This is a genomic window from Streptomyces sp. AC1-42W, assembly GCF_003248355.1.
Classification (GTDB): domain Bacteria; phylum Actinomycetota; class Actinomycetes; order Streptomycetales; family Streptomycetaceae; genus Streptomyces.
This window is the reverse complement of sequence record NZ_QKWY01000001.1, coordinates 1,922,224-1,946,957: the sequence shown is the minus strand read 5'-3', so window position 1 is coordinate 1,946,957 and position 24,734 is coordinate 1,922,224. Positions and strand designations below refer to the sequence as shown.

Below are 24,734 nucleotides of genomic sequence, written 5' to 3'. Positions count from 1 at the left end.
CTCACTCCTTGATTTCGGCGGGTACGAACGAGGTGCGGCCGTCGCGCCGGGACTTGGACCAGCGGCGGGTGACCGGGGCTTCCACCCAGGCGTACAGCGCCCAGGAGAGGACCACGGTGACGGCGGCTGACGCGATGAGCAGCAACGCTGTGGCGGCCGTCGAGTACATCTGCACTCCGAGCAGCTCGCGTCCGTACGCGAGGACCACGAAGTGCAGCAGATAGAAGGCGAACGAGATCTCGCCGAGCCAGATCATCGCCCGGTTGCGGAACGGCGAGGGCCGGTTCTCCACGTCCGCACGGGCGGCGGCGGCGATCAGCAGGACGACCGGGACGACGCAGGCCGCGCGCTGGCCGTACAGGTACGGCACGTACGCGGTGAGCGTGTAGCCGACCACCAGGAGCAGCCCCGACCAGGCCATGCCGATGTCACGCCACCTGCCATTGGCCACCGCGTGCGCCACGAGCATGCCGAGCGCGAAGTCGACGATGCGGACCGGCGGCAGCACGTAGGCGACCCAATACTGCACGACGGAGCTGGTCTCGCCACCGGGTATGCCGGGGGTGTTCGTCAGCAGGGCGTAGGCCAGCGCCGGCGTGGCGACGACGACCACGATGGCGCCGATGATCCAGTACTTGAGGTGGGCGGGGGCGATGCGCCGGAAGGCGTTGTTCAGGAGCGGGAACGCGGCGTAGAAGACCGCCTCCGCACCCAGCGACCAGCTCGGCGGGTCCACGCTGAAGTACGTGTTGAAGTCGGGCGACCACACCTGCACCATCAGCAGGTTCGCGAGCGCGGTGCCGGTCGAGGTGTACGCGGACGCGAAGAGCACCATCGCGAGGACCCACGCCACCACGTAGTTGGGGTAGATCTTCACGAAGCGGCGGCGCCAGAAGGCGCGCGCCGTGTCCTGCTTGCGGACCGACCACGTCAGCACGAAGCCGCTGAGGACGAAGAAGAAGGTGACCCCGAGGCCGCCGGCCTGCCCGGCGAGCAGGTAGAAGTCACCGACCACGGAGTCGTCCTGGAGCAGCCGCAGCGCCGGAATCGGCAGTGCGGCGTGATACAGGAACACGAGCAGCGCGGCGGGGAAGCGCAGCCCCGTGAGCGAGGGAAGACGGGACAGGCGCGCCGACTCCGCCCGCGGGCCGGACGAGTTCGTGCCGGCCCTTTCGGGGACGGCGACCGCCGGGTCTTCCCGGAGCCACTGACCGTGAGCCATTTAATACCATCCTTGGATATGCAGTTGTTGCAGTCGCCTGCATGAATGAACGAGATCAACAGGGCGCACCGGGGCGTCCTGTGGTCCGATTGGACTGCATCCATGGATTTCTGGGCGTGCTCTGCGGAATAATCTGTCAGCTGCACCTGCGGCCACCCTTCCGGGTCGCCGACCTGACATAGTCAACGGAATTCGTTCCCGAACGCCGGGTATCTTCCCCTACGTTATCGGGGTACCGCCTGTCACGACCCGGCGGGCGGTACCCCGCAATATCACTCATTCGTGCAAGCACGAAGCTAAGGGGAGAAACATGCCCATCGTGTCCGCAGGTGACGCCCGCGTCGACTACCAGGTCCATGGCTCCGGGGACGGCGTGCTTTTCGTCCACGGCACCGGCTTCGGCGCCGCCGGAACATGGGGGCACCTCGTCGACCAGTTCACCGACGACCGCACGGTGCTGCTGCCCGATCTCGCGGGCTGCGGCGCCACCGAGTACGACGGCGGTGAACTGACCGTCGAGCAGCTCGCGGCCCAGATCATCGGAGTCATCGAGGACGCCGGCAAGGGCCCCGTGGATCTGGTCGGCTTCTCGCTCGGCGCCGTCGTCTCGGCGGCGGTCGCCGCCACCCGCCCCGACCTCGTCAGCCGGCTGGTCCTGACGGCGGGCTGGGCCGGCCCCGGCGACGCATACCTGAACAACCACATGACCGTGTGGCGCTCGCTGAGCGGCGACGCGGACGCCTTCGGCCGCTTCGGCACCCTGACGGCCTTCAGCCCGGACTTCCTCAACGGAGTCGGCCACGAGCCGCTCGAAGGCATCATCGCGGGCAACCAGCCGACCGAGGGCGCCCTTCGCCACATCGACCTGAACCTGCGGGCCGACATCCGCGAGTTGCTGCCGAAGATCGAGGCCGAGACGCTCGTGATCGGCTGCACGCTCGACAGCACCGTCCCGGTCGCGAACGCCCGCGAACTGGCCGCCGGAATCGCCAGGAGCTCGTACAGCGAGATCAAGAGCGGTCACGTGGTCGTGTACGAGAACCCCACCGATTTCGTCAAGCTTGTGAAGGACTTCATCCGCAAGGCCTGACGCCTCGGAAGCATTCGCCCAGAGTACCGAAAATTAATTCCTCACGGGCGGGGTCGAGTATCTCTGACTCCGCCCATTTTTCGTGTCCAGAAAGGAGTCTTTATGACTTCCGTGGAACCGGCTGCGGCCGGGTCGGGTACATCCCGGCGCCGCCCGGCGCTCGTGCTCGCGCTGCTGGCACTGGCCCAGCTCATCACGTCCCTCGACTACAACATCGTCTATGTCGCCCTGCCCGAGATCGGCGACAGCCTGGACTTCTCCGCGCAGACGCTCCAGTGGGTGGTCAGCGCCTATGCCGTGGTCTACGGAGGATTCCTGCTGCTGGGCGGGCGCGCCTGTGATCTGCTGGGCCGCCGGCGCGTCTTCGTCTTCGGTCTCTCGCTGTACGCGGTGGGCTCGTTGCTCGGCGGTCTCGCCACCTCGCCCGGATTCCTGGTGGCGTCCCGTGCGGTGCAGGGGCTGGGCGGCGCGTTCCTCTTCCCCGCCACCTTGTCCCTGGTCATCACCTCGTTCACCGAGGGCCGCGAACGCAACCGCGCGCTCGCGGTGTGGGCCGGCGCCGGCGCGAGCGGCATGGTCGTCGGCTCACTGCTCGGTGGTGTGCTGACCCAGGCGTTCGGCTGGGAGTCGGTGTTCTACGTGAACGTGCCGCTCGCCCTGGCGGCGATCGCCCTGGCCTTCCCGCTGCTGCCGGCCGACGGCGCGCGCGCCTCGGGCCGCTCGTTCGACCTTCCGGGCGCCCTGACCGGCACCGCGGGCGCGACTCTGACCGTATTCGCCCTGGTCCAGGGCCCGGAGTCTGGCTGGACCTCCGTACCGGTACTGGCCTCGGTCACTACCGGCATCATGCTGGTCGCGGTGTTCCTGTTCATCGAGTCGCGCAGCGCCGAACCCCTCATGCCGCTGCGCCTGTTCCGTAACCGCAACCTGTCCGCCGGTGTGGCGACGACCTTCATGTTCATGGCGACCTTCGGCTCGCTGCTCTACTTCCAGACCGTCTACTTCCAGAACGTGCTCGGCTACAGCGCGCTGACGACCGGCCTGGCGTTCCTGGTCCCGATGGTCACCGGTCTGGTGGGCTCTACACTCGGCGGCCGCCTCGCCACCCGGTTCGGCACCCGTAACACAATCCTCGGCAGCCTGGTCGTGGGTGCGCTGGGCACCTTGCTGCTCGCCCTCCAGATGACCCCGTCCGGATCGTACGCGGCCCTGGTGCCGGGGCTCGTCGTGCTCAGCCTCGGCCAGGGCGCCCTCTACACCAGCATGTTCGCCGCGTCGTCGTCCGGCGTGGACCCCATGGAGCAGGGCATCGCGGCGGGCCTCGTATCGACCGGTCAGCAAGTGGGCGGCGCGGTGGGCCTGGCGCTCCTCGTCGCCGTCGCCAACTCCGTCACCGGTACGGGCGCGATCGGCGAGGCGTCGCGGGCGGCCACCGCCGACGGTCTGCACACCGCCGTCCTGATTGCGGCGGCCTGCATCGCCGCGTCCGTGGCGATCGCGCTGCGCTTCCGCCGCGACGGCCGGCGCGAGTCCGGACAGGGCGGGCCGGGCACGGAGCCAGCCGCCGACGAGCCGTTGGTCACGGAGAGTTCCGCCTCCTAGAACTGTCTTGGGGCTCCCGCGCCTGCGGGCCCCAGCACCCGGTCGACACGGGCCCACCCTTTGCGGGTGGGCCCGTGCTCGATCAGGCTCCCGGCCGCCACGCTGTCGTCCGTGTGGAGGTCCGCGCGCCGTGCATCCATGCCACGTAGTCGTGGAGTTCGGCCGGAGCGAGCGCGGCGAGCCGTTCGTTCCGGGCCGTGGCAGTGGCTCCGGCGGCGTGCCAGAGCTTGATGCTCTCCCGGGCGAGGCGCTGGATGCGCGCGGTGCGCTCGCCACGCTCGGCGTTGTACTTCTCGAAGCGCTGCGGCAGTTCGTCCGCGCCGCAGTCGAGCAGGTCCCCCAGGGCCACCGCGTCCTCCAGGCCCTGGCAGGCACCCTGGGCGACGTAGTGGAGCATCGGGTGTGCCGCGTCGCCGAGGAGCACCACCCGTTCGTCGGTCCAGCGCTCGACCGGGTCGCGGTCCACCAGCACCCAGGACCTCCAGCCCTCGCCCAGTTCGAGCAGGCGCTGCGCGTCCGGGCCCAGCGCGCCGAACTCCCGGCGCACCGCGTCCTTGGTCACGGGCACCCCGGCGAGCGCCTCGGCTGCCCCGTTGTCGCTGCTGGCCGCAAGGTTGAGATACTTGCCGCCGGCGATCGGGTAGTGCACGAAGTGGCAGTGCGGGCCGGTCCACCAGGTGACCGATCCGCCGTGGCGCAGTTCCCCGGGCACCTGCTCCATCGGGATCACCGCGCGGTAGACGGTGATCCCGGAGATCCGGGGGTCCCCGTCGCCGACCAGTTGCCGGCGGACCGCCGAGTGGATACCGTCGGCACCGACCATGGCATCCGCCGTGACGTGTTCGCCGTCGCTGAGGAGAACCGAGACCCCGGTGCCGTCCTGCTCGTAACCGACGGTGCTGCAGCCGCCGCGCAGTTCGATCGCCTCGCGGGCCCGGCACGCTTCCAGGAGCGCGGTGTGCAGCTCGGCGCGGTGCACCACGACGTACGGGTTGCCGAATCGCTCGCGGTACTCCTCGGTGAGCGGCATGCTCACCACGTGCTCGCCGGTGACCCCGTCCATGAAGCGCAGCTCCTCCATGCGGACTGCGGTCGCCCGGACGGTGGCGCCGAGACCGAGCCGGTCGAGGGCATGGAGTCCGTTGGGGGCCAGCTGAATGCCGGCACCGATCTCGGCGAACTGTGCGGCCCGCTCCAGGACGATGACGCGATGGCCCTGCGCCGCTGCGGCAAGGGCCGTGGCCAGGCCACCGATCCCACCGCCCACGACGATGATCCGCGACATCACACCTCCTCCGTGACGACCTGGCCCACAGTGCTGCCCGAGGCGAGGATGCGGGCGAGTTCAAGACGTTTGATCTTGGTGGTGGCGGTCTGCGGCAGTTCGGACTGACGCCAGTGGACGGGGGCCGCCATGGCCGGCAGTCCCGCGACGGCCCTGCCCCAGCTCTCCGGGGCGATCGGCCGGTCGTCCCTGGTGCAGACGACCGGGACGGCCCTGCCCTGCTCGCCGGGGATGATGATCACCTCGGTGAGCTCGTCGAGCCGGGAGAAGAGGGCGTCCTCGGCGGCAAGCGTGGAACCGAAGCCCTCGATGACGTCGACCTCCCGGTCGAGCAGGTGCACACAGCCCCAGCCGGTGCGGTAGCCGACATCGCCCATGCGCCACCAGCCGTCGCTGACCTGAGCGTCGTAACGCTCCTGTTCGCCGAGGTACGTGACGATCCGGCCGTCACTGCGCACCTCGATGAACCCGGGATCGTCCCGTGACGGCTCCTTGCCGCCCCGGCGGACCACCCGGACTTCGGTCATCCCAGGGAAGGGCATGCCCACGCAGCGGCCATCGGCGTCCGGCCTGCGATGCCGTGTGAACGAGCGGACCACCGCGGGCCCGATCTCGCTCTGCCCGTAGAGCTGTCCGAAGACCGGTACTTTGCGGTCGGTGGCGGAGAGCATGCGCCGCACGGTGCGCGGGTGGATGGCGTCGAAGGTCGAGCTGAAGAGCTTGACGTTCCCCAGCGGCCGGCGCGGGTCGTCGGCCAGTTCCTCCCATTCCATGAAGGAGTTGGGATGCGCTTCGAGGATGCCGGGACGTACCTGCGAGAAGAGGTCGGCGGCGCGCCTGGGGTCCGCGTCGGCGAGCACGACGACGGGGTAGCCGCGCAGCAGGGAGAGTGCGAGCGCGGTCATCAGCCGGGAGTGCACGAAGGAGACGTGCAGGGCGATGGTCTCCTTCTTGCGCAGGAGCGGCCTCGTGACCGCCGCCTGTGGCCGGTAGCGGGCTTGCAGCGTCGCGCCGGTGTGCACGGCGAGCTTCGGAGTGCCGGTGGTGCCGGAGGTATGGGTGACCAGCGCGGGGTGGTCCGCGGGCATGGTGACCGGGGAGACCCGCTCGACGCCGGCCAGCGAGGACAGTTCGAGGGCCGCCGGATGCCTGCCGGAGCTGAGCAGTACCCGCTCGGCCCGGTCGAAGACCTCGGCCGGCAGGCTCTCCTCCAGCTTTCTCTGATCGGTGATCAGGAACGGCCGTTCGGTACGGCGTACCAGCTCGGCCACCGTGTCCCCGTCCAGCTTCGGTGAGAGCAGGACCGGCACGCCGCCGATCCGGGTGATCGCGCAGGCCAGCAGGGTGATGTCGAAACCGTCGGACTTGTGGACGACGACACGGCTGGAGGGGCGGACGCCCGCGGCCCAGAGACGTGAGGCTAAGTCGTCGATCAGGTCGGCCACTTCGGTGACTGTCGCCCGGCGGCCGAGCTCCGGGGCGATGTCCAGGTCGTGGTCGAGGATCACGACATTGGTGGGGTGCCTGCGTGCGGCCCGCTCGAAGAGCGTGCCCAGACGTATCCCCTTGTTCGCGACGCGCTGTAGAAACATGCTGTGCCTTCCTGGCTCAGGTGTGTCGGGGAGCGTGCCCGTCGTACGGTCAGCCCGCCTTCTCGAACAAGGGCTTGATGCGCCGCAGTGTCTCGGCGAGATCACCGGCCACCTTCTCGCCCCACTCGGTGAAGAAGCGCCGCTTGCGCTCCTCGTCCATCTCCGCAGTGATGCCGAGGATGCCTTCGGTGGGCGCGTCCATACGGAAGTGGTGGACGAGGACGCTGCCCTCGCCGTCGGCTTCGATGTCGAAGCCCCAGACGCTCTGCTGCTTACGGCCCGCGCTGTCCCGCATGGCCCAGAGGAAGGTGCGGCCCGGCTGGGCGTCGACCACTTCGGCGTACGTCGTCCAGGCGCCACGTACCACCGGCGCCCAGGAGACGACCTCTTCGCTGCGGACGTTCTCGCCCCGGAACACCGCGCCGACGGCACCCGGTTCGCCTTGGATCCATGAACCACCGCGGCACTCCGGGCTCCATTCGCCGCTGCGGGACAGGTCGCTCACCGTCGCGTAGACCTCGGCCGGCGCGGCCTCGATCCGGACCTCGGCCCGGGACGCGAGAAGCGGCGTGCCGTTCTGCTCACTCATGGGAATCGCTCTCTTTCATGCTGCTGCTACTGGTCGTCCGTCGCGGTCGTCGATCCCGCCGAACGAGCTGAACCATACGGTTCAGTTCAGTTGAACGCAACGGTACAGTTGAATCTCTTGAACCTGCAGCGCCGAGGGAGACGAGGACACGCATGTCCGACAGCAGGAACCCGGAGGCCGGGGCGGCCCACAGGCCGCAGACGCGCTCCGTACCGTCGGGACCGCGGGCGGCCCGCAAGCGCGAGGCGATCCTGGACGCGGCCCGCCGGGTCTTCCCGCAGGAGGGGTTCACGGTCGGTATGGATCTGATCGCGGCGGAGGCCGGCGTATCCAAGGTCACCGTCTACAACCACTTCGGCAGCAAGGAGAATCTCCTGAACGCTGTCATCGAGCAGACCCTCGACGAAGCGCTCGCCGGTACCAAGTCGTTGATCCAGGCACAGCTTCCCGAGTCCGGCGATGTGCGCACCGACCTCCTGGCGGCTTGCCGTACCTGGGTCGAGGGGCTCAGCGCACCGAACGTACTGGCTCTGCGCGACCTGATCACGGGCGAGCGCCACCGCTTCCCCGAACTCGGCCGGACCTGGCAGGAGCACGGCCCCGAGCGCCAGCACGCCGCCCTGGCCGAAGCCCTGGGCCGCCTCGACGAGCGGGGCCTGCTGCGGATCGCGGACATGGAACTGGCGGTCCTTCAGCTGTCCGGTCTCGTCCTGTCACCGCACCTGGTCTACCGCTCGTACGGGACCGAACTGCCCCCGGCCCTCGTCGAGCGCATCCTCGAGGGTGGTGTGGACGTATTCCTCGGGCACTACGGGCGGCTGTCCGGCCGGGTCCGCAGGAGTTGACGAATCATGCACAGCGGACTGCCCTCCGCCTCGCCCGCCTGTGACGATCACCTCATGCGCGCAGCTTTCATCGAAGAACTCGGCCCCGCGGACGCCATCGTGTACGGCGAGATCGCCGCACCCCGGCCCGGCCCGGTCGACGTCCTCGTCGATGTCGAGGCGGTCTCGGTCAATCCGGTGGACACCTTCGTACGGTCCGGTGCCTTCCGCACCCCCTTGCGGTTCCCCTTCGTCATCGGCCGGGACCTCGTCGGCACCGTCGTGTCCGCGGGCCCCGGAGCGATCGGCTTCGCCCCGGGCAACAAGGTGTGGTGCAACAGCCTGGGCCACGCCGGACGGCAGGGCGCCGCCGCCGAACAGGCCGTCGTGGCGGCCGACCGGCTCTACCACCTGCCCAGCGGGGTGGACCCCGCCCAGGCGGTCGCCGCCGTGCACCCCGCAGGCACCGCCTACCTCGCCCTTTTCCGGCACGGGCGGCTGCGCGCGGGCGAGACCGTGGTCGTCGCGGGCGCCGCAGGCAACGTCGGCAGCGCCCTGATCGTCATGGCGGTCGAGGCGGGAGCCCGCGTCATCGCCACCGCCCGGCCCGCCGACGCCGACTACTGCGCGTCGCTGGGGGCCGAAGCGGTACTGGACTACCGCGACCCGCGACTGCGCGAGAAGACAGCGCGGCTGTGCCCCGCCGGAGTGGATGTGTACGTGGACACCTCCGGCACCAACGACCTGGCCGGCGCCGTGGCCGTACTCGGCGAGCACGGCCGCATCGTGCTCCTGGCCGGCGCCCGGTCCCGGCCGGTGCTGCCGGCGGGCCCGCTGTACATGAAGGGCGGCTCGGTCGTCGGCTTCGTCATCTCGCATGCGTCCACCGCGGAACTCGCCGACGCCGCTCGTACGATCAATCGCCTCCTGGCTGCCGGGATGCTGCGACCACGCTTCCTGGAGAAGGCCCCCCTCGCGGACGCGGCCCGCAGCCACCGGCGGATCGAGGACGGCGAACTGCACGGTCGCCGCGTAGTCCTGCTGCCCGCGCGACAGGAGTCTTCCCCCACGCGGGGAAGATCCGAGTAGACAACCGGGAGCCCGTGAGCTCGGGCCCCGATGCGGACGAGTCCGAAAGCCTCCAGTCCCCCGGTCGTGAAGACGGGGGCATCGAAGTCTGGCCGGCTGCGCCACAGTTCGGGACGTGACACGAAGGGAACAAAGCGAATCCGGCCTCTCAATATGATCGGGCTGGTGTCGGCGGGAAGGACATCGCGACAAGGAGGGCGGTGGCAAACGTTCGGTCGGAGGCCCTTTCGCGGGCGAAGCCGTTGGAGGCGGCAGACGAGTCGGGCTGTACGCCGGGTTCTGTCGCCCGGTCGCCTCGCGGCGGCCGGGGAGACGGCCATCCATCTAGGACCGGCATTGCTGCCGGCCTCGTGCGGTCTACCCGCGAACTCGGGCGGGCAGCCCTCGAACGTTCGCGCAGGGCCGCCTCGCGGCGGCCCCTCTTGACCTTGCTCCGGGTGGGGTTTACCTAGCCGTCTGGGTCGCCCCAGGCGCTGGTGGTCTCTTACACCACCGTTTCACCCTTACCCGGGACCGGAGTCCCGGGCGGTCTGTTCTCTGTGGCACTGTCCCGCGGGTCACCCCGGGTGGCCGTTAGCCATCACCCTGCCCTGTGGAGCCCGGACGTTCCTCGGGAGGACCCGAAGATCCCCACGCGGCCGTCCGCCCGGCTCGTCTGCCGTACCGCCCATGCTACCCGGCCCGACGGACCGGTCCGCTCAGAGGAAGTCCTCCGTGCGCAGTTCGAGATCGAAGGGAGCCGGGAGCCGCACGGGCTTGCCGAACGGCACCGTGCAGTGCTGGCGGTAGTCGTCCCCCTCCGGGTCGCGGAACAGCGTCACCGAGGACTCCTCCCGGTCGACCAGCAGGTACAGGGGGATCGGGCCCCTCGCGTAACAGTGCCGCTTGGCCTCGCGGTCGGCGGCCGCCTTCGACGACGTGACCTCCACCACGAGCGCCACCCCCTCGCACGGCATCCACGACTCGGCACCCCGGTACAACCGCAGCGCCCTCGGAGCGAAAGTGCCGTCGGGGATGACGTGGTTCTTCGGACAGCCGCCGCCGCTTCTCAGCTTCAGGCCCTTGTTCCCGGAGAACTGCATCTTTGTGCAGGAGTAAGCCATCACCTGCTCAAGGATCAGTCCGATGTAGTCCTCATGATCCCCGTCCGGCGGCGGTGTCACGACGATCTCCCCCTCGATCAGCTCCGCTCGGAAGCCCTCCGGCGTATCCAGCGCCAGGAAGCCCTCAAGCAGGACGTCCGCCTGCGAAAGCGGTTCGTGCGGCATGGCAGACATGTCACGCCCCTTCCTCGGTCGCTCGTCAGAGTGGGCCATCGCGGAACCAGCCGTCCGTGAGATGGGAGTCTTTCCCCCGATCGTGGCACAGGATGGGTCCAGGAGTTCAGCGGCGGCTCGGCGTCAGCGCGGTGATGCCGGCTGTCCAGGCCGCGGTGATGGATTCGGGGGTGGGGAAGCGGTTGTTCAGTTCCATCATGACCATGCCGTGGGCGAAGGCCCAGGCCGCGCGGGCCGTGGCCTCGTCGTGGGAGAGGGCTCGGAAGAGGGGGGCGGCGGCGCGGTCTTCGAGGTGCTGGGGGTGTGCGCGGGACGTCGTGAGGCGGTAGAGGTGCGGGTGGGCCAGGGCGTGGGCGCGGTACGCGGCGGCCAGGGCCGGGAACGAGCCCGGCGCCGCCGTCTCCGCCGCTTCGAGGGCCTCGGCGGTCTCCGCCAGCATCGCGTCGGCCAGCGCGTTCACCACGGACGACTTGTCCGGGAAGTGCTTGTACAGGGAGGGGGCCGTGATGCCGAGCCGCCCGGCGAGCCGGCGCATGGTCAGCGCGTCCGGGCCCTCCTGCTCCAGGAGCACACGGGCGGCGGCCAGGATCTGGTGCTGGCGGGCGCGGTCGGTCACGCCGGTCCTTCCTTCGTACGGGCGCGGGGCGCGGGGGCCGAACTCGCGATCGTACGAGACGCCGTCAGGCCGGGTTGAACAGGGCCTTCGCCGTGCCCGGCGCCGCCTCGGCGAGCCGGACCCGCAGCCGCTCGCCCAGCGGCAGGGGCGCGTCGCCCTCGATGCGGGCGACGATCGCCGGGTCGTCGATGTGGACGGTGCCGATGGCCGGTTCGTTGTCCTTCACGTCCACCACGTACCCGTCGAAGACCGCGCCCACCCGGTCCTGGAGCAGCGCCGCCTCCACCAGGTCCACGGACTCCCGCTCCACCGTGTTGGCGCGCCGTGTGCCCTCCGCCATCTCCTTGGGCAGGGCCGGCAGCGCGGCGAGCACCCACTCGGGCGGGTCGCGGTCCTCGCAGGCCGCCAGGCACAGTTCGGCGGCGTACCGGTCGACCAGGCGGCGCAGTGGCGCCGTGCAGTGGGTGTAGAGGTCGGCGACGGCCGCGTGCACGGCGGGGACCGGCAGGTCGCCGCCTTCGAAGGCGGTGTAGCCGGCGCCGCGCAGCAGCGTCGTGCAGTCCTGGAGGAACGCCGCGTGGTCCGTGCGCCTCGGGTCGAGCGAGCGGACGACCTCGGCGTACGGGACATGGTGCGGCCAGTCGATGCGCAGGGCCTCGGCGCTGCGGCGCAGCCGGGCCACCGCGCCGTCCGGCGCGACCGGCAGCGTACGCAGGATGCCGGTGCCGCTGTCCGCCATGACGCGGGCCGCCGCCATGCCGGTGAGCAGGGAGATCTGCGCGTTCCAGCCGTCCGCCGGGAGCGGGGCGCGGTACTCCAGGCCGTAGCCGCCGTCGTGCTCGGTGATCTCCTGCTCGGGCACGTTGAGGGAGATGCCGCCCCGTGCCACCTCCCGCTCCTCGCGGAGGGTGCCGATGTCCCGGAGGAGCGCCAGCGGCTCCTCGGCGGTGCCCGCGTCGATCTGCCGCTGCGCGTCCGCGTAGTCGAGCCGGGCGCGGCTGCGTACGAGGGCCCGGCCCAGCCGGGTCGCCACCGCGCGGCCCTCCGGGTCCAGGTCGATCTCCCACAGGGCGGCGGGGCGGACCCGGCCGGGCAGCAGGCTCGCGGCGTCCTCCGACAGGACCTCCGGGTGCAGTGGAATCCGGCCGTCCGGGAAGTAGAGCGTGGTCACCCTGCGGTGGGCCTCGGCGTCCAGCGCGCCGCCGGGGCGCACGAACGCGGCCACGTCCGCGATGGCGTACCGCACCCGGTAGCCGTGGGCGCGGCGCTCCAGGTGCATCGCCTGGTCGAGGTCCATGGCGCCGGGCGGGTCGATCGTGAGGAACGGGATGTCCGTCGCGTCGCGGTGTGCGCCGAGTTCCGGCGCGCGTACCGCGTCGTGCGCCTCGGCAAGGACGTCGGCCGGGAAGTCGCCGGGCAGCGACAGTTCGGTGCGCAGCCCGCGCAGGGCCTCCCGCAGCGGGGTCCCGGCTGCGCCGGTCATACGAAGGTGACGGCGGGGCATGCCCCGAGCGTAGGCCGCCACACGGACCACGGCATTCCGGAAGCCCCGGCCCCCGTACGCTGGCCAGGGGCCTCCGTGCCGACCGCACGCCGGGCGGGGCCCTTCCCCGTGCGTCAGAAGGAGAACCGTCGTGCTCGTGTTGTTGCCGCCCTCCGAAGGCAAGGCCGCCTCGGGGCGGGGGGCTCCCCTCAAGCCCGAGTCCCTTTCGCTGGGCGGGCTGGGCGGGGCCCGGAGCGCCGTGCTGGACGCCCTGGTGGAGCTGTGCGTGGGGGACGAGGACAAGGCCCGCGAGGTACTGGGGCTCAGCGAGGGGCTGCGGGGCGAGGTCGCGAAGAACGCCGCGCTGCGGACGGCGGGGACACGGCCGGCCGGGGAGCTGTACACCGGTGTGCTGTACGACGCGCTCGGCCTGGCCACCCTCGACCCGGCCGCCCGGCGCCTCGCCGGGAAGTCGCTGCTGGTGTTCTCCGGGCTGTGGGGCGCGGTCCGGGTGGGCGACCGGATTCCGCCGTACCGCTGCTCGATGGGCGTGAAGCTGCCGGGCCTCGGCGCGCTCGGGGCGTTCTGGCGTACGCCGATGGCGGAGGTGATGCCGGAGGCGGCGGGCGACGGGCTCGTGCTGGATCTGCGTTCGTCCGCGTACGCGGCGGCGTGGAAGCCCAAGGGCGCGGTCGCGGAGCGGACGGCAAGCGTCCGGGTGCTGCACGCGCAGCTGGTGGACGGGGTGGAGAAGCGGTCAGTGGTCAGCCACTTCAACAAGGCCACCAAGGGCCGCATCGTGCGGGACCTGCTGCTCGCGGGGGCGCGGCCGGCCGGTCCGGCGGAGCTGGTGACGGTCCTGCGGGACCTGGGTTACGTCGTCGAGGCGGCGGAGCCCGCCCGGCCGGGGCGGCCGTGGCAGCTCGACGTGGTGGTCACGGAGATCCACTGAGCGGACGCCGCACCGGCGTTGCGCATGCCGCAACGGTCATTGCGTGCTGCGCCGCGCGCGGGCAGGATGGGCACATGACCTCCTCCGTGCTGGACCTCGCCCCCGTCGTGCCCGTCGTCGTCCTGGAGGACGCGGCCGACGCGGTCCCGCTGGCCAGGGCCCTGGTCGCGGGCGGGCTCCCGGCGATCGAGGTGACCCTGCGCACCGCCGCCGCCCCGGACGCGATCCGGGCGATCGCGGCGGAGGTCCCGGACGCGATCGTCGGCGCCGGCACGGTCATCTCGGCGGGCGATGTCGCGGACACGGTGGCGGCGGGGGCCCGGTTCCTGGTCAGTCCGGGCTGGACGGAATCGCTGCTGGAGGCGATGAAGGGGTCCGGGCTGCCGTTCCTGCCGGGTGTCTCGACGACCTCCGAGGTGGTCGCGCTGCTGGAGCGCGGGGTCACCGAGATGAAGTTCTTCCCGGCCGAGGCGGCGGGCGGCACCGCCTATCTCAAGGCCCTCTCCGCCCCGCTCCCCCGGGCCCGGTTCTGCCCGACCGGCGGCATCTCGCCCGCCTCCGCGCCCGCGTACCTGGCGCTGCCCAACGTCGGCTGCGTGGGCGGCAGCTGGATGGTCCCCGCGGACGCGATCGCGGCCGGCGACTGGGACCGGGTGGAGCGTCTCGCCGCCGAGGCGGCGGCACTGGGAGCCTGAGCGCTTCCGCGCCGGCCGGAATCTCGTACACCGGTCGAATCCCCGTACAGCACATGCATGCTCGCCGGTATTCGGGGCACGACCTCTGTAGGGGACGTCACCCGCACGCCGGGTCACCCGGGTTCCGACAGGTAATCCCCCGACCGGCCGGAACCGCCTCGGCCCCACCGGCCCTCCCCCCGGCCGGTGGGGCCGAGTGCCGTCCGGGCGCGGTCAGCCCGCCAGGTGGGACGTGTCGTTCAGGAGGCGCACGGAGGCGTTGCCGTCCGCGTAGTACGCCACCGTCGAGACGGACGCCGCCGACAGCTCCATCCGGAACAGCGCCTCCGGGGGCGCGCCCAGGGCCAGCCGGACCAGCGTCTTGATCGGCGTGACGTGCGTGACGACGAGGACCGTGCGCCCCGCGTAACGCGTGACGAGGCGGTCGCGGGCGTCCGCCACCCGCCGGGCGACCTCGGCGAAGCTCTCGCCGCCGCCGGAGGGGGCCGCGTCCGGGGAGGCGAGCCAGGCGTCCAGCTCGGGGCCGTACCGCTCCTTCACCTCACCGAAGGTGAGCCCTTCCCAGGCCCCGAAGTCCGTCTCGCGCAGCCCGTCCTCGATCCGCACCTCCAGGCCCAGCCGGTCCGCGACCGCGCCGGCCGTCTCGCGGCAGCGGCGCAGCGGGGAGCTGACGATGTCCTGGACGGTGCCGCGCGCGGCGAAGGCGGCCGCCGCGTGCGCGGCCTGTTCGCGGCCGGCGGCGGAGAGGACGGGATCGGTGCCGCCGCTGCCGGAGAACCGCTTCTGCGGGGTGAGGGCCGTCTCGCCGTGCCGCAGCAGGACGAGGGTGGCGGGGGCGCCCAGGTCCGGGGCGGAGCCCCAGCCCACCTGGGGGGTGACGGGGTCGGACGGGGTCGGCGCGCCGGGGAGCGGAGGCACGGCCACGGGGGTGTGCGGGGCGTCCGGGGCGGCCGTGGAGGCGGCCGGGTCCCACGGGAGGCCGCGCCGGCCCGCGTCCATCGCCTCGTTGGCCAGCCGGTCGGCGTACCGGTTGCGCTCGCGCGGAATCCACTCGTAGGTGACGGCCGCGCCCGGCAGTACGCCCGCGGCCTCGGCCGCCAGGGGTTTCAGGTCCGGGTGTTTGATCTTCCAGCGGCCGGACATCTGCTCCACGACCAGCTTGGAGTCCATCCGGACATGCACCGCGGCGTCGGACGTCCCGGTGCCGTCCGGGAGCAGGGACCGCACGGCGCGGAGGCCCGCGACCAGGCCCCGGTACTCGGCGACGTTGTTGGTCACGACGCCGAGGTACTCGGCGGCCTCGGCCAGCGTCTCGCCGGTGTCCGGGTCGATGACGACCGCGCCGTAGCCGGCGGGGCCCGGATTGCCCCGTGAGCCGCCGTCGGCCTCGACGACGAACCGGCGCGGCCGCTCCACCACTACAGGCCCGAGTCGGCGGTGCGGACGAGGATGCGGCGGCAGTTCTCGCAGCGCAGCACCGCGTCCGGGGCGGCCGCCTTCACGTCGTTGATCTCGGTGATGTTGAGCTCCAGGCGGCAGCCCTCGCAGCGGCGCTGGTAGAGGCGGGCGGCGCCCACCCCGCCCTGCTGGGCGCGGAGCTTGTCGTACAGCTTGAGCAGGTCGGCGGGGACCGAACCGGCGACGACCTCGCGCTCCTTGGTGACCGTGGCGGCCTCCGCGTCCAGCTCCTGGGTGGCGGCGTCGCGGCGGGCGGTGGCGTCGTCGACCTTGGCCTGCACGGCGGCGACCCGGTCCGTCAGCTCGGAGACCCGCTCCTGGGCGGACTCGCGGCGCTCCATGACCTCCAGGACGATGTCCTCCAGGTCGCCCTGGCGCTTGGCGAGCGAGGTGATCTCGCGCTGGAGGCTCTCCAGGTCCTTCGGCGAGGTGACCGCGCCGGAGTCCAGGCGCTGCTGGTCGCGGGCGGCGCGCTGGCGGACCTGGTCGACGTCCTGCTCCGCCTTGGTCTGCTCGCGGGCGGTGTCGCTCTCCTCGGTGGTCGCGGCGACCAGCAGGGCGCGGTGCTGGGCGAGGTCGGCCGTCAGCGACTCGATCTCGGCGTGCTCGGGCAGGGACTTGCGGCGGTGCGCGAGCTGGGAGAGGCGCTGGTCGAGCGCCTGGACGTCGAGAAGTCGGATCTGATCGGCGGGCGCGGCGTTCAGTTGGGGGCTCCAGAAGAGTGGTGGGCGGTCCAGGGGTCGGTGACCTGCTTCGAGACGTGGACCCGGAGGTCCCATCCGAGGCGGTCGGAAATCGCTTCGAGCTGTGCGGCGGCCTGTGCGCACCACGGCCACTCGGTGGCCCAGTGCGCGGCGTCGACGAGGCCGAGCGGTGAGTGCTGGGTGGCCTCGGAGGCCGGGTGGTGGCGCAGGTCGGCGGTGAGGAAGGCGTCCACACCGGCGGCGCGCACCGCGTCGAAGAGGCTGTCGCCCGATCCGCCGCTGACGGCGACGGTGCGCACGGTCGCCGCCGGGTCGCCCGCGAGGCGGATGCCCTGCGCGGTGGCGGGCAGCCGGGCCGCGGCGCGGGCGGCGAACGCGCCCAGCGTCTCGGGGTGGTCGAGCACGCAGATACGGCCGAGGCCGCGGCGCCCCGCCGGGTCGCCCGGGTCCGGGACGAGGGGGCGTTCGACGCGCAGGTCGAGGGCCGCGGCGAGGGCGTCGGAGACACCGGGGTCGGCGGTGTCGGCGTTGGTGTGGGCGACGTGCAGCGCGATGCCCTGCCGGATGAGGGTGTGCACGACCCGGCCCTTGAACGTGTCGGCCGCGACCGTCGTCGTCCCGCGCAGATAGAGCGGGTGGTGGGTGACGATCAGCTGGGCGCCCAGCCGGACCGCTTCCTCGGCGATCTCCCGCACGGGGTCCACGGCGAACAGCACACGGTGGACCTCGGCGTCCGGATCACCGCAGACGGTGCCGACCGCGTCCCATCCTTCGGCCCGCTCGGGCGGCCAGAGGGCGTCGAGCTCGGAGATGACATCAGACAGACGGGGCACGGAGCAAAGGCTACCTGCCCGGCGCACCCCCGGAAGCCCCAGGGAACGGGCCGCCCGAAGGCACCCGTCCGCGCAGCACACCCGCGCTCGTGGGCACAGCGGAATCCGACCATCACCACCCTTATGTGTGAAGTGGGGGGTCTCGTGTTGTTCGGCTGGAAGTGCGAAAACTAGCTTCGGTGGCCGGAGGTAATGAGTCGATGACTGCCTGTGCCATCAAAGAGGGGTCCGCGACGGGGGCCGGTGCGGGGGCCGACGGGCCCAAGTGGGTCCGCGTGGAGACGAAGCCGGCGGCCGGTGCCCGCGCGCGGGCCGCCTCCCCGGTGGCCGGAGTCGTCCCGGTCTCCCCCGTCTCCCCCGCGCCCGCCCTCTCGCCCGTCGCGGTCCCGGTGCCGGGCCGCGCCACCGAGTGGGCGCTCGCCCCGGCCGGGCCGGGGAAGTGGACGCTCGCGGCGCCCGGCCGGGTGGAGCGCCCCGGCACGGAGGCCGTACCCGCCGCGCCGGTCGGCCGGGCCCCCGCCTTCGAGCGCCCGGCCGAAACGGTCCTGCCGCGGTTCGTGCTCGCCGGGGACGGGGCGTACGGGGCGCGGCTCGCCGTCGCCCCCGTCGCCGGGGGCGAGGGTGCCCGGTTCGTCGAGCGGTGGACGCTGGACGGGCCCGAGCCGTACGCCGTGCCGCTGCCCACCGACCAGCCGGAGGAGGCGGAGGCGCAGGTGCTGCCGCTGGCCGACGGGCGGGTGCTGATCCGGCGCCGGGTCGCGGAGCGGCACACCTTCTCGCTGCTCTATCCGACCGGGCCCGGCACGGGCGAGGTGCTGCTCGGGTCCGTCGAGCGCGAGGCGCTGACCCTGCTGCCGCCGTCCCCGGACGGGGTGAGCGCCTACGCGCTGTCGGCCGGTGCGTACTCCACGGGCCTGTGGCGGGTGGCGGGCGGGCCGGGCGGGCCCGAGCACCTCGCGGATCTGCCGGGCCGCTGCTCCGGCGGGGTCTGGCTGGACCGGGACGGCCGGCTGCTCGCCCTGGACCGGGAACCGGCGGGCGGCGGCCCGGTGAAGACGGTCGCCGTGGACCTGGATCGGGACGCCGAAATGACGCCGCTGCTCCAGATCGCGCCGGAGAGCGACGACCGACTGCTGCTCGCCGACCCGGACAGCGGTCTGCTGCTGATCCGCTCGGACGCGCCCGGACACGCCCGGCTCGGCTGGGGGGTGCTCGGCAGCAGCCTGCCGGTGCGCTTCCCGGAGTGCCTGCGGCTGCCGGGCCGCACGGTGACGCCGTTCGCCGTGCAGCCGGGGCAGCCGCTGATGCCGGAGAGCTGCGCGGTGGCGCTGCGGATCGACGGCGCGGAGGGGGCCTGGATCGGCCTGTGGCGTCCGTCCGGCCGCCGGTTGCACCAGGTCTCGGCGCCCGCCGGCTGGCTGGGCGGCAGCGGGGTGTGGTCGCGCGACGGGGTGCTGAAGCTGCCGTACGCGGACGGGGAGACGGCCTGCGCGGTGGCGCTCCTGGAGATGCCGGAGGACACGGAACGGCTGCCCGGAGGAAGTCGTAGGCAACCTTCCGGCGCGCCGGTTCCTCTTCCCGCGTGTACCCCGGTTCCCTTGGGGCAGGCGCCCCTCGTGGGGTGCACGGGCTCTAAGAGCCTGTGTGGGAACCCCCGTCCGGATCAGGCCGGGGCGTTCGGTGCCTTCGAATCCAAGGCGGAGGAGGGAACGATGGCGGAGCCATCGCGACTGACGACAACGCGGGAGGCGGAGGTGCCGGGCGCCCCGGACCCGGGCGCGGGTTCGCACACAGGCTCTAAGCTTGGGCCCGGGCTCACGTAACCGTGCATCGCGGTCACCGACCGTGGCCTTTCCCGGATGGCGGTGGCGTGACGCTCCGGTTGACACACACGTAAGCGATCACAACGGGGTGACTTCCCACATGTCTGAAGCCCACACCGACACGACCCTGACGCACCCGCCGGTGGCGGACGCGCCGAGGGCCGACGCCGGCGGCTCCGGAAAGCACCGAGGGGGTGTGGCGACGGAGGAATCGGCGGATCGGCCGGCCGGACGCCACCGCCGCCCTGCGGAGGAAGGCGGCGCGGCGGCGGCCTGACCGCCGCGCGGTAATCGAGGAGGGGAACGCGGTGCCCCTGCCGCCCGTGACGCCCACGGCCGGCAGGGGCACCGCTCTGTTCCCGCGTCCCCGCCACCTCCCGTACGGCCGGTGACAAATGTCATCGCGGACCGGGTACGCATGGATCTGCCGCCACACGATCACGCTCCGTAACGTCGTAGGCATGAGGCGGACAAGGGACGACGGGGCCGCGGTGGTGTTCACCGGGGCGGTGAAGACGTTCGGCCGGGCCGGGCGGAGCGTACGGGCCGTGGACGGCATCGGGCTGCGGATCGGGCGCGGCGAAACCGTGGCGCTGCTCGGCCGCAACGGGGCCGGGAAGTCCTCGGCCATCTCGCTGCTGCTCGGCCTGAACGAGCCGGACGAGGGCACGGTACGGGTGCTGGGCCGCTCCCCGGAACAGGCGGTGCGGGCGGGCCTGGTGGGCGCCATGCTCCAGGAGGGCCGGCCCATCCCGAGGGTGACCGTGCGCGAACTGGTCTCCTTCGTCGCCTCTACGTATCCGCACCCCATGCCGCTCGCGGAGGCGCTGGCCCTGGCCGGGGTGACGGAGTACGCGGACCGGCGCATCGACAAGCTCTCGGGCGGCCAGACCCAGCGCGTCCGGTTCGCCGTCGCGCTGGCCGGGAACCCCGAGCTGATCGTGCTGGACGAGCCGACGGCCGCGCTCGACGTGGCGGGGCGGCGCGCGTTCTGGGAGTCGATGCGGGCCTATGCCCGGCGCGGCAACACCGTCCTGTTCTGCACGCACTACCTGGAGGAGGCCGACGAGAACGCCGACCGGATCGTCGTCATCGACCGGGGCCGGATCGTCGCGGACGGCAGCGGTGAGGAGGTCAGGGGCTCGGCCGGGCACAGCCGGGTGTCGTTCGACCTGGCGGGCGGGCCCACGGAGGGCCTGGACCGGCTGCCCGGTGTGGTGGCCGTCGAGGTGACCGGGGACCGGGCGCTGCTGCGCACCGACGACTCGGACGCGACGGTGGTGGAGCTGGCCCGGCGCGGTCTGGTGCGCGGGCTCCAGGTCTCCCCGGCCACGCTGGAGACCGCCTTCCTCGCGCTCACCGCACCCACCGGCACCGCACCCATCGGCATCGCACCCGCCGGCACCGTGCCCACGCCCGGCCTGCCCGGAGCGGCGAAGGAGACCGTCTGATGTTCCGTTATGTCCTTTTGGAAACACGCCGGACCCTGCGCGACGCCGGATTCCTGATCTTCGGCACGGGCATGCCGGTGATGATGTACCTGATCTTCACCAACATCGGCGCCGAGGGGAGCGACGGCGGCTGGCGGACCGCGTCGATGGTCGGCATGGCCGCGTACGGGGCGCTCGGCTCGGCCATGTCGACCGGTACGGGTGTCGCGTCCGACAAGTCCCTGGGCTGGCTCCGGCAGTTGAGGGTGACCCCGCTCGCGCCGTCGCACGCGGTGGTGGGCCGGGCGGTCAGCGGATCGGTGACGGTGCTGCCGGTGATCCTGACCGTGCTGCTGGCCGGGGCCCTGGTCAACGAGGTGCGGATGGCGGCCTGGCAGTGGGTGGTGCTGGTGCTGCTGCTGTGGATCGGCGCGCTGCCGTTCACGCTGCTCGGGCTGGGCAACGGCTACCGGCTGACCCCGCAGGGCACCGGAGTCGCCAACGTGGCCTGCCTGATGGGCTTCGGGGTCGTGGGCGGGCTGTGGTTCCCGCTGGAGATGCTGCCCGGCTGGCTGCGCGAGGTCGGCCGACTCACCCCGGCCAACCGGTTCGCCGACCTGGGCTGGGCGACGACGGACGGGCACGCGCCGGGCGCGACGACGCTGGGCGTGCTCGCCGGGTGGCTCCTGCTGTTCGGGGCGTACGCGGTGATCTCGTACCGTCGGTCCGCCAGGACCGTGTGACGGGAGCGAAGATGCCACGGAACGGACAGCCCTCGCGCCGGGAACGCCGGGAGCGCCGGCGGTCGCGGAGGGAGTGCCGCAGGCCGGGACCGCCGACGCCGTACACGCTGCTGCCCTGGCTGCTGATGGGGCTGGGCTCGTTCTCCAACCTGTTCCAGGGCGAGACCCCCAGCCCGTGGATCGGCGGCCTGGGTCTGCTGGCCTTCAACGCGCTGTACATCTCGGTGGTGTTCCGGGGCTTCGTCAAGGAGAAGCGCGAGAGCCCGGTGACGTATGTGCTGCTCGGGTCGCTGGCGGTGGTCACCTTCGCGCTGGCGATCGGCTACGGCGACAGCTGGCTGCTGTTCTTCCCGCTGCTGTCGCTGGCCGCCGGCACGGTCCTGCGCAACCGCTGGCTCATGGCCGCGCTGCTGGGGCTCGCGGCGGCGGCCTGTGCGATCGCGGTGTGGCGCGGGGACAGTGTGTCCCCGCCGTGGACGCTGGGGTACGGGACGTTCATCTCCGGGGCCGTGACGTCGGCGATCCTGCGGCTGGCGGAGACCGTGACGGAACTGCGCGCCACCCGGCAGGAGTTGGCGCGCGCCGCCGTGGAGCGGGAGCGGCTGCGCTTCTCGCGGGACCTGCACGATCTGCTGGGCCACACGCTGTCGGTCGTCGTGGTGAAGTCGGAGGCGGCCCGCAGGCTCGCCCCGCGCGACCTGGACGCGGCGCTCTCCCAGGTCGCCGACATCGAGTCGGTGGGCCGTCAGGCGCTCACCGAGATCCGCGAGGCCGTCACCGGCTACCGCGAGGGCAGCCTCGCCACCGAGCTGGACCGGGCCAGGTCCGCGCTGACCGCCGCCGGTGTCGAGCCGGTCGTCCGGCGCTCCGGGCCGCCGCTCGCCCCGCAGACGGAGGCGCTGCTGGGCTGGGTGGTACGGGAGGCCGTCACCAATGTCGTGCGCCACTCGACGGCGACGCGCTGTGTGTTCGCGGTCGGCGGGTCCGCCGAGCGGGTGCGGCTGACGGTGACCGACGACGGCCGGGGCCGCCCGGCCGGGCCCGCGCCCGCGCCGGGCATCGGCGGCACCGGGCTGAAGGGGCTGACCGAACGGCTGGCCGCGGCCGGCGGCTCCCTGGTGGCGGGGCCGGGCCCGGACGGCGGCTTCGTGGTCACCGCGGAACTCCCGGCGGACGCGGGCGCCGAGGAGGGCGGCGACGCGGCGGGTCCACCCGGCACCGGGGCCGGGGCGGACGGCTCGCCTACCCTGGGCCGGTGAACGAAATGCCTGATGAAGGGCGCCCCCCGGCCCCGTCCATCCGCGTCCTGCTCGCCGAGGACCAGGGGATGATGCGCGGCGCGCTCGCCCTGCTGCTCGGTCTGGAGCCGGACATCGAGGTGGTGGCGCAGGTCGGCGCGGGTGACGAGATCGTGGCGGCGGCGCTGGCGTCCCGTCCCGATGTGGCGCTGCTGGACATCGAGTTGCCGGGCCGCAGCGGCCTGGACGCGGCGGCCGACCTGCGCGAGGAGGTCCCGGACTGCCGGGTGCTGATCCTGACCACGTTCGGCCGGCCGGGCTATCTGCGCCGGGCGATGGAGGCGGGGGCCGCGGGCTTCCTGGTGAAGGACGGTCCGGTCGAGGAGCTGGCGGCGGCGATCCGCCGGGTGCTGGCCGGGGAGACGGTCGTCGATCCGGCGCTGGCCGCCGCCGCGCTCAGTTCCGGGCCCAGCCCGCTGACGGCGCGTGAGCGGGACGTGCTGGTCGCCTCGGTGGACGGGGCGACGGTCGCCGACATCGCGGCCGGACTGCATCTGTCGGAGTCGACGGTGCGCAACTATCTGTCGTCGGCGATCGGCAAGACGGGCACCCGCAACCGCATGGAGGCGGTCCGCGCGGCCCGGCAGCAGGGCTGGCTCTGACCGCCCGTACGACCCACATTCAGTCCGTCCGTACCGTGATATCTCGGGGGCTTGGTACGTCATGTCTTCTTCCGGCTCCGCGCCCCGGCGCGCTGCTCCGCTCTGGCTCATACCGGCGCTCTGGACGCTGGCCCTCGGGCTCTGGGGGCTTTCGCGGCAGGGCAGCTTATGGCGGGACGAGGCCGCGACCTGGCAGGTGGCGCTGCGGTCCACCGCCGACCTACGGGCCCTGCTGGGCCAGGTGGACGCGGTGCACGGGCTGTACTACCTGCTGATGCACGGCCTGTTCGACTGGTTCGGGCCGACGACCACGACGCTGCGGCTGCCGTCCGTGCTGGCCATGGCGGTGGCGGCGGCGTGTGTGGCGGCCGTCGGCGAGCGGCTGGCCGGGCGCTGGGCGGGGCTGGGCGGCGGCATGGTCCTCGGGCTGCTGCCGGCCGTGCAGTTCTACCTCCAGGAGGGCCGCCCGTACGCGCTGGTCGCGGCGGCAACCGGGGTCGCGACGCTGCTCCTGGTGACGTTGGTCCAGGGGAACGGCGGCTGGGGGCGCTGGGCGGCGTACGCGGGCGCGGTCCTGTTCGGCGCGCTGCTGAACTGGTTCTCGCTGCTCGTCCTGCCCGCGCATCTGGCGACGCTGGTGTGGAGCGGGGCGGGGCGGCGGGTGGCGGGGCGCTGGGCGGTGGCGTCGGCGGGCGCGGTGGCGGGTGCGCTGCCGCTGGTCCTGTTCACGGCGGGCCAGGCCGGGCAGGTGTCCTGGATACCGCCGCTGACCTGGCACATGCTGATCGGTCCCGGTGTGCTGCTGACGCTCGGCGCTCTCGCGGCCCTGGCCGACCGGCCGGGTGCGGGGCGGCTCTCGGTGGCCTCGGTGGGGCTGCCGCTGCTGGCGGTTCCGCAACTCGGCCTGGTCGCCGTCTCGCTGGGCAAGCCGCTGTTCCTGGACCGCTATGTGCTGTTCAGCATGCTGGGCCTGGCGCTGCTGGCGGGAGGTGTGTGCGCCGCGGCGGTGCGGGTGGCGGCGCCCCGGTTCCCGTCGGCGTCGCGGTGGCTCGTGCCGGCGCTGCTGGTGTGCGTGGTGGCGGCGCTGCTGCCGCAGTCGCTGGCCAAGCGGTCGCCGTCGAGCCGGGTGGACGACGTGCTGGCCATGGCGGCGGACGTGCGGCGGCTGAAGGAGCCGGGGACGGCGGTGGTGTTCCTGCCGAGCGCCCGGCGCGACGCCAGTCAGGTGTCGCCGGAGGCGTTCACCGGTCTGCGGGACATAGCGCTGGTGCGGGGCCCGCTCGCGTCCGGGACGCTGAGCGGGGTGGAGGCCGCTCCGGACCGGATACGGGAGGCGATGCTGGCGGAGCGGCGGATACTGCTGGTGACCGACGCGCCGGAGGCGGCCCGCACCGAGCACGCGCGGCGCGAGCGGGTGAAGGCCGCGGTGCTGAGGGAGTACTTCGGCATCGTCGCGGACGAGCGGGTACGGGGGCGCAGGGTAACGCTGTACGAACGGAAGTGAACGGGGCCGGCGCCGGGGTGCGG

General features: G+C 72.6%; 23 protein-coding genes and 1 other RNA gene. 13 read left to right on the top strand and 11 right to left on the bottom strand.

The features are described 5' to 3' along the window. Position 1: 1 nt before the first annotated feature. Positions 2-1,222, bottom strand: a complete 1,221-nt coding sequence (locus DNK56_RS08835; RefSeq protein ID WP_111332139.1) for an acyltransferase family protein — start codon at positions 1,220-1,222, stop codon at positions 2-4. Positions 1,223-1,532: 310 nt separating this feature from the next. Here DNK56_RS08835 and DNK56_RS08830 point away from each other — a divergent pair, with 310 nt between their 5' ends. Both DNK56_RS08830 and DNK56_RS08825 read left to right on the top strand, forming a co-directional pair. Then, entirely contained in the window at positions 1,533-2,312 is a 780-nt protein-coding gene (locus DNK56_RS08830) for an alpha/beta fold hydrolase (RefSeq protein ID WP_111332137.1), read from the top strand. A 102-nt stretch (positions 2,313-2,414) separates the two neighbouring features. Next, positions 2,415-3,914, top strand: a complete 1,500-nt coding sequence (locus tag DNK56_RS08825) for an MFS transporter (protein WP_111332135.1) — start codon at positions 2,415-2,417, stop codon at positions 3,912-3,914. 82 nt (positions 3,915-3,996) lie between these two features. Here DNK56_RS08825 and DNK56_RS08820 read toward each other — a convergent pair whose 3' ends face one another. Genes DNK56_RS08820 through DNK56_RS08810 form a run of 3 tightly spaced genes read right to left on the bottom strand, consistent with a single transcriptional unit; the run spans position 3,997 to position 7,380 of the window. After that, entirely contained in the window at positions 3,997-5,199 is a 1,203-nt protein-coding gene (locus DNK56_RS08820) for an FAD-dependent monooxygenase (RefSeq protein WP_111332133.1), read from the bottom strand. Beyond that, the gene (locus DNK56_RS08815; RefSeq protein ID WP_111332131.1) at positions 5,199-6,791 is read right to left on the bottom strand and encodes a class I adenylate-forming enzyme family protein; all 1,593 of its coding nucleotides are present in this window, start codon (positions 6,789-6,791) and stop codon (positions 5,199-5,201) included. The genes DNK56_RS08820 and DNK56_RS08815 overlap by 1 nt, the downstream gene beginning before the upstream one ends. 49 nt (positions 6,792-6,840) lie before the next feature. Next, entirely contained in the window at positions 6,841-7,380 is a 540-nt protein-coding gene (locus tag DNK56_RS08810) for an SRPBCC family protein (protein WP_111332129.1), read from the bottom strand. Positions 7,381-7,532: 152 nt separating this feature from the next. Here DNK56_RS08810 and DNK56_RS08805 point away from each other — a divergent pair, with 152 nt between their 5' ends. Both DNK56_RS08805 and DNK56_RS08800 read left to right on the top strand, forming a co-directional pair. Continuing rightward, on the top strand, positions 7,533-8,225 hold the full coding sequence (locus DNK56_RS08805; protein ID WP_111332127.1) for a TetR/AcrR family transcriptional regulator: 693 nt from the start codon (positions 7,533-7,535) through the stop codon (positions 8,223-8,225). A 54-nt stretch (positions 8,226-8,279) separates the two neighbouring features. After that, positions 8,280-9,293, top strand: a complete 1,014-nt coding sequence (locus DNK56_RS08800) for an NADPH:quinone reductase (RefSeq protein ID WP_111335607.1) — start codon at positions 8,280-8,282, stop codon at positions 9,291-9,293. A gap of 252 nt (positions 9,294-9,545) precedes the next feature. Here the strand turns inward: DNK56_RS08800 and rnpB are convergent. The 4 genes from rnpB to DNK56_RS08780 all read right to left on the bottom strand — a co-directional run bounded on the left by rnpB (position 9,546) and on the right by DNK56_RS08780 (position 12,669). Continuing rightward, positions 9,546-9,947: RNase P RNA component class A (gene rnpB / locus DNK56_RS08795), an RNA gene on the bottom strand. A gap of 44 nt (positions 9,948-9,991) precedes the next feature. After that, on the bottom strand, positions 9,992-10,561 hold the full coding sequence (locus tag DNK56_RS08790; RefSeq protein ID WP_111332125.1) for a Uma2 family endonuclease: 570 nt from the start codon (positions 10,559-10,561) through the stop codon (positions 9,992-9,994). 115 nt (positions 10,562-10,676) lie between these two features. Continuing rightward, complete coding sequence (locus DNK56_RS08785; protein WP_111332123.1) at positions 10,677-11,186, bottom strand: helix-turn-helix domain-containing protein; 510 nt, start codon at positions 11,184-11,186, stop codon at positions 10,677-10,679. 64 nt (positions 11,187-11,250) lie between these two features. Then, positions 11,251-12,669, bottom strand: coding sequence for an RNB domain-containing ribonuclease (locus tag DNK56_RS08780; RefSeq protein ID WP_111332121.1), 1,419 nt, complete (start codon positions 12,667-12,669; stop codon positions 11,251-11,253). Positions 12,670-12,820: 151 nt separating this feature from the next. On the opposite strand from DNK56_RS08780, the gene yaaA reads away from it, so the two are divergent. Then, positions 12,821-13,621: a peroxide stress protein YaaA gene (gene yaaA, locus DNK56_RS08775; RefSeq protein WP_111332119.1), complete on the top strand. Its 801-nt coding sequence runs from the start codon at positions 12,821-12,823 to the stop codon at positions 13,619-13,621. 74 nt (positions 13,622-13,695) lie between these two features. Beyond that, positions 13,696-14,316 (top strand): bifunctional 4-hydroxy-2-oxoglutarate aldolase/2-dehydro-3-deoxy-phosphogluconate aldolase, encoded by a 621-nt coding sequence (gene eda, locus DNK56_RS08770; RefSeq protein ID WP_111332117.1) that lies wholly within the window; start codon positions 13,696-13,698, stop codon positions 14,314-14,316. Between the two features lie 213 nt (positions 14,317-14,529). Here the strand turns inward: eda and DNK56_RS08765 are convergent, their stop codons facing one another. From DNK56_RS08765 to DNK56_RS08755, 3 genes are read right to left on the bottom strand one after another with little or no spacing between them, the layout of a single operon-like run. Continuing rightward, positions 14,530-15,732, bottom strand: a complete 1,203-nt coding sequence (locus tag DNK56_RS08765; RefSeq protein WP_111335605.1) for a bifunctional RNase H/acid phosphatase — start codon at positions 15,730-15,732, stop codon at positions 14,530-14,532. A gap of 2 nt (positions 15,733-15,734) precedes the next feature. Next, the gene (locus tag DNK56_RS08760; protein ID WP_199563851.1) at positions 15,735-16,478 is read right to left on the bottom strand and encodes a zinc ribbon domain-containing protein; all 744 of its coding nucleotides are present in this window, start codon (positions 16,476-16,478) and stop codon (positions 15,735-15,737) included. Next, positions 16,475-17,311 carry a Nif3-like dinuclear metal center hexameric protein gene (locus DNK56_RS08755; RefSeq protein ID WP_111332113.1) on the bottom strand — a complete coding sequence of 279 codons (837 nt, stop codon included), beginning with the start codon at positions 17,309-17,311 and terminating at the stop codon, positions 16,475-16,477. The genes DNK56_RS08760 and DNK56_RS08755 overlap by 4 nt, the downstream gene beginning before the upstream one ends. A 200-nt stretch (positions 17,312-17,511) precedes the next feature. On the opposite strand from DNK56_RS08755, the gene DNK56_RS08750 reads away from it, so the two are divergent. The 7 genes from DNK56_RS08750 to DNK56_RS08725 all read left to right on the top strand — a co-directional run bounded on the left by DNK56_RS08750 (position 17,512) and on the right by DNK56_RS08725 (position 24,711). Continuing rightward, entirely contained in the window at positions 17,512-19,134 is a 1,623-nt protein-coding gene (locus DNK56_RS08750) for a hypothetical protein (protein WP_241989809.1), read from the top strand. 100 nt (positions 19,135-19,234) lie between these two features. Further along, entirely contained in the window at positions 19,235-19,411 is a 177-nt protein-coding gene (locus tag DNK56_RS35270; RefSeq protein WP_199563811.1) for a hypothetical protein, read from the top strand. 214 nt (positions 19,412-19,625) lie between these two features. Next, entirely contained in the window at positions 19,626-20,585 is a 960-nt protein-coding gene (locus DNK56_RS08745) for an ABC transporter ATP-binding protein (protein WP_241989948.1), read from the top strand. Then, entirely contained in the window at positions 20,585-21,307 is a 723-nt protein-coding gene (locus DNK56_RS08740; RefSeq protein WP_111332111.1) for an ABC transporter permease, read from the top strand. Before DNK56_RS08745 ends, DNK56_RS08740 begins: the two co-directional genes overlap by 1 nt. An 11-nt stretch (positions 21,308-21,318) precedes the next feature. Continuing rightward, positions 21,319-22,566, top strand: a complete 1,248-nt coding sequence (locus tag DNK56_RS08735; protein WP_111332109.1) for a sensor histidine kinase — start codon at positions 21,319-21,321, stop codon at positions 22,564-22,566. Then, on the top strand, positions 22,563-23,207 hold the full coding sequence (locus DNK56_RS08730; protein ID WP_199563812.1) for a response regulator transcription factor: 645 nt from the start codon (positions 22,563-22,565) through the stop codon (positions 23,205-23,207). The genes DNK56_RS08735 and DNK56_RS08730 overlap by 4 nt, the downstream gene beginning before the upstream one ends. A gap of 61 nt (positions 23,208-23,268) precedes the next feature. Then, entirely contained in the window at positions 23,269-24,711 is a 1,443-nt protein-coding gene (locus DNK56_RS08725; protein WP_111332105.1) for a glycosyltransferase family 39 protein, read from the top strand. Positions 24,712-24,734 lie beyond the last annotated feature (23 nt).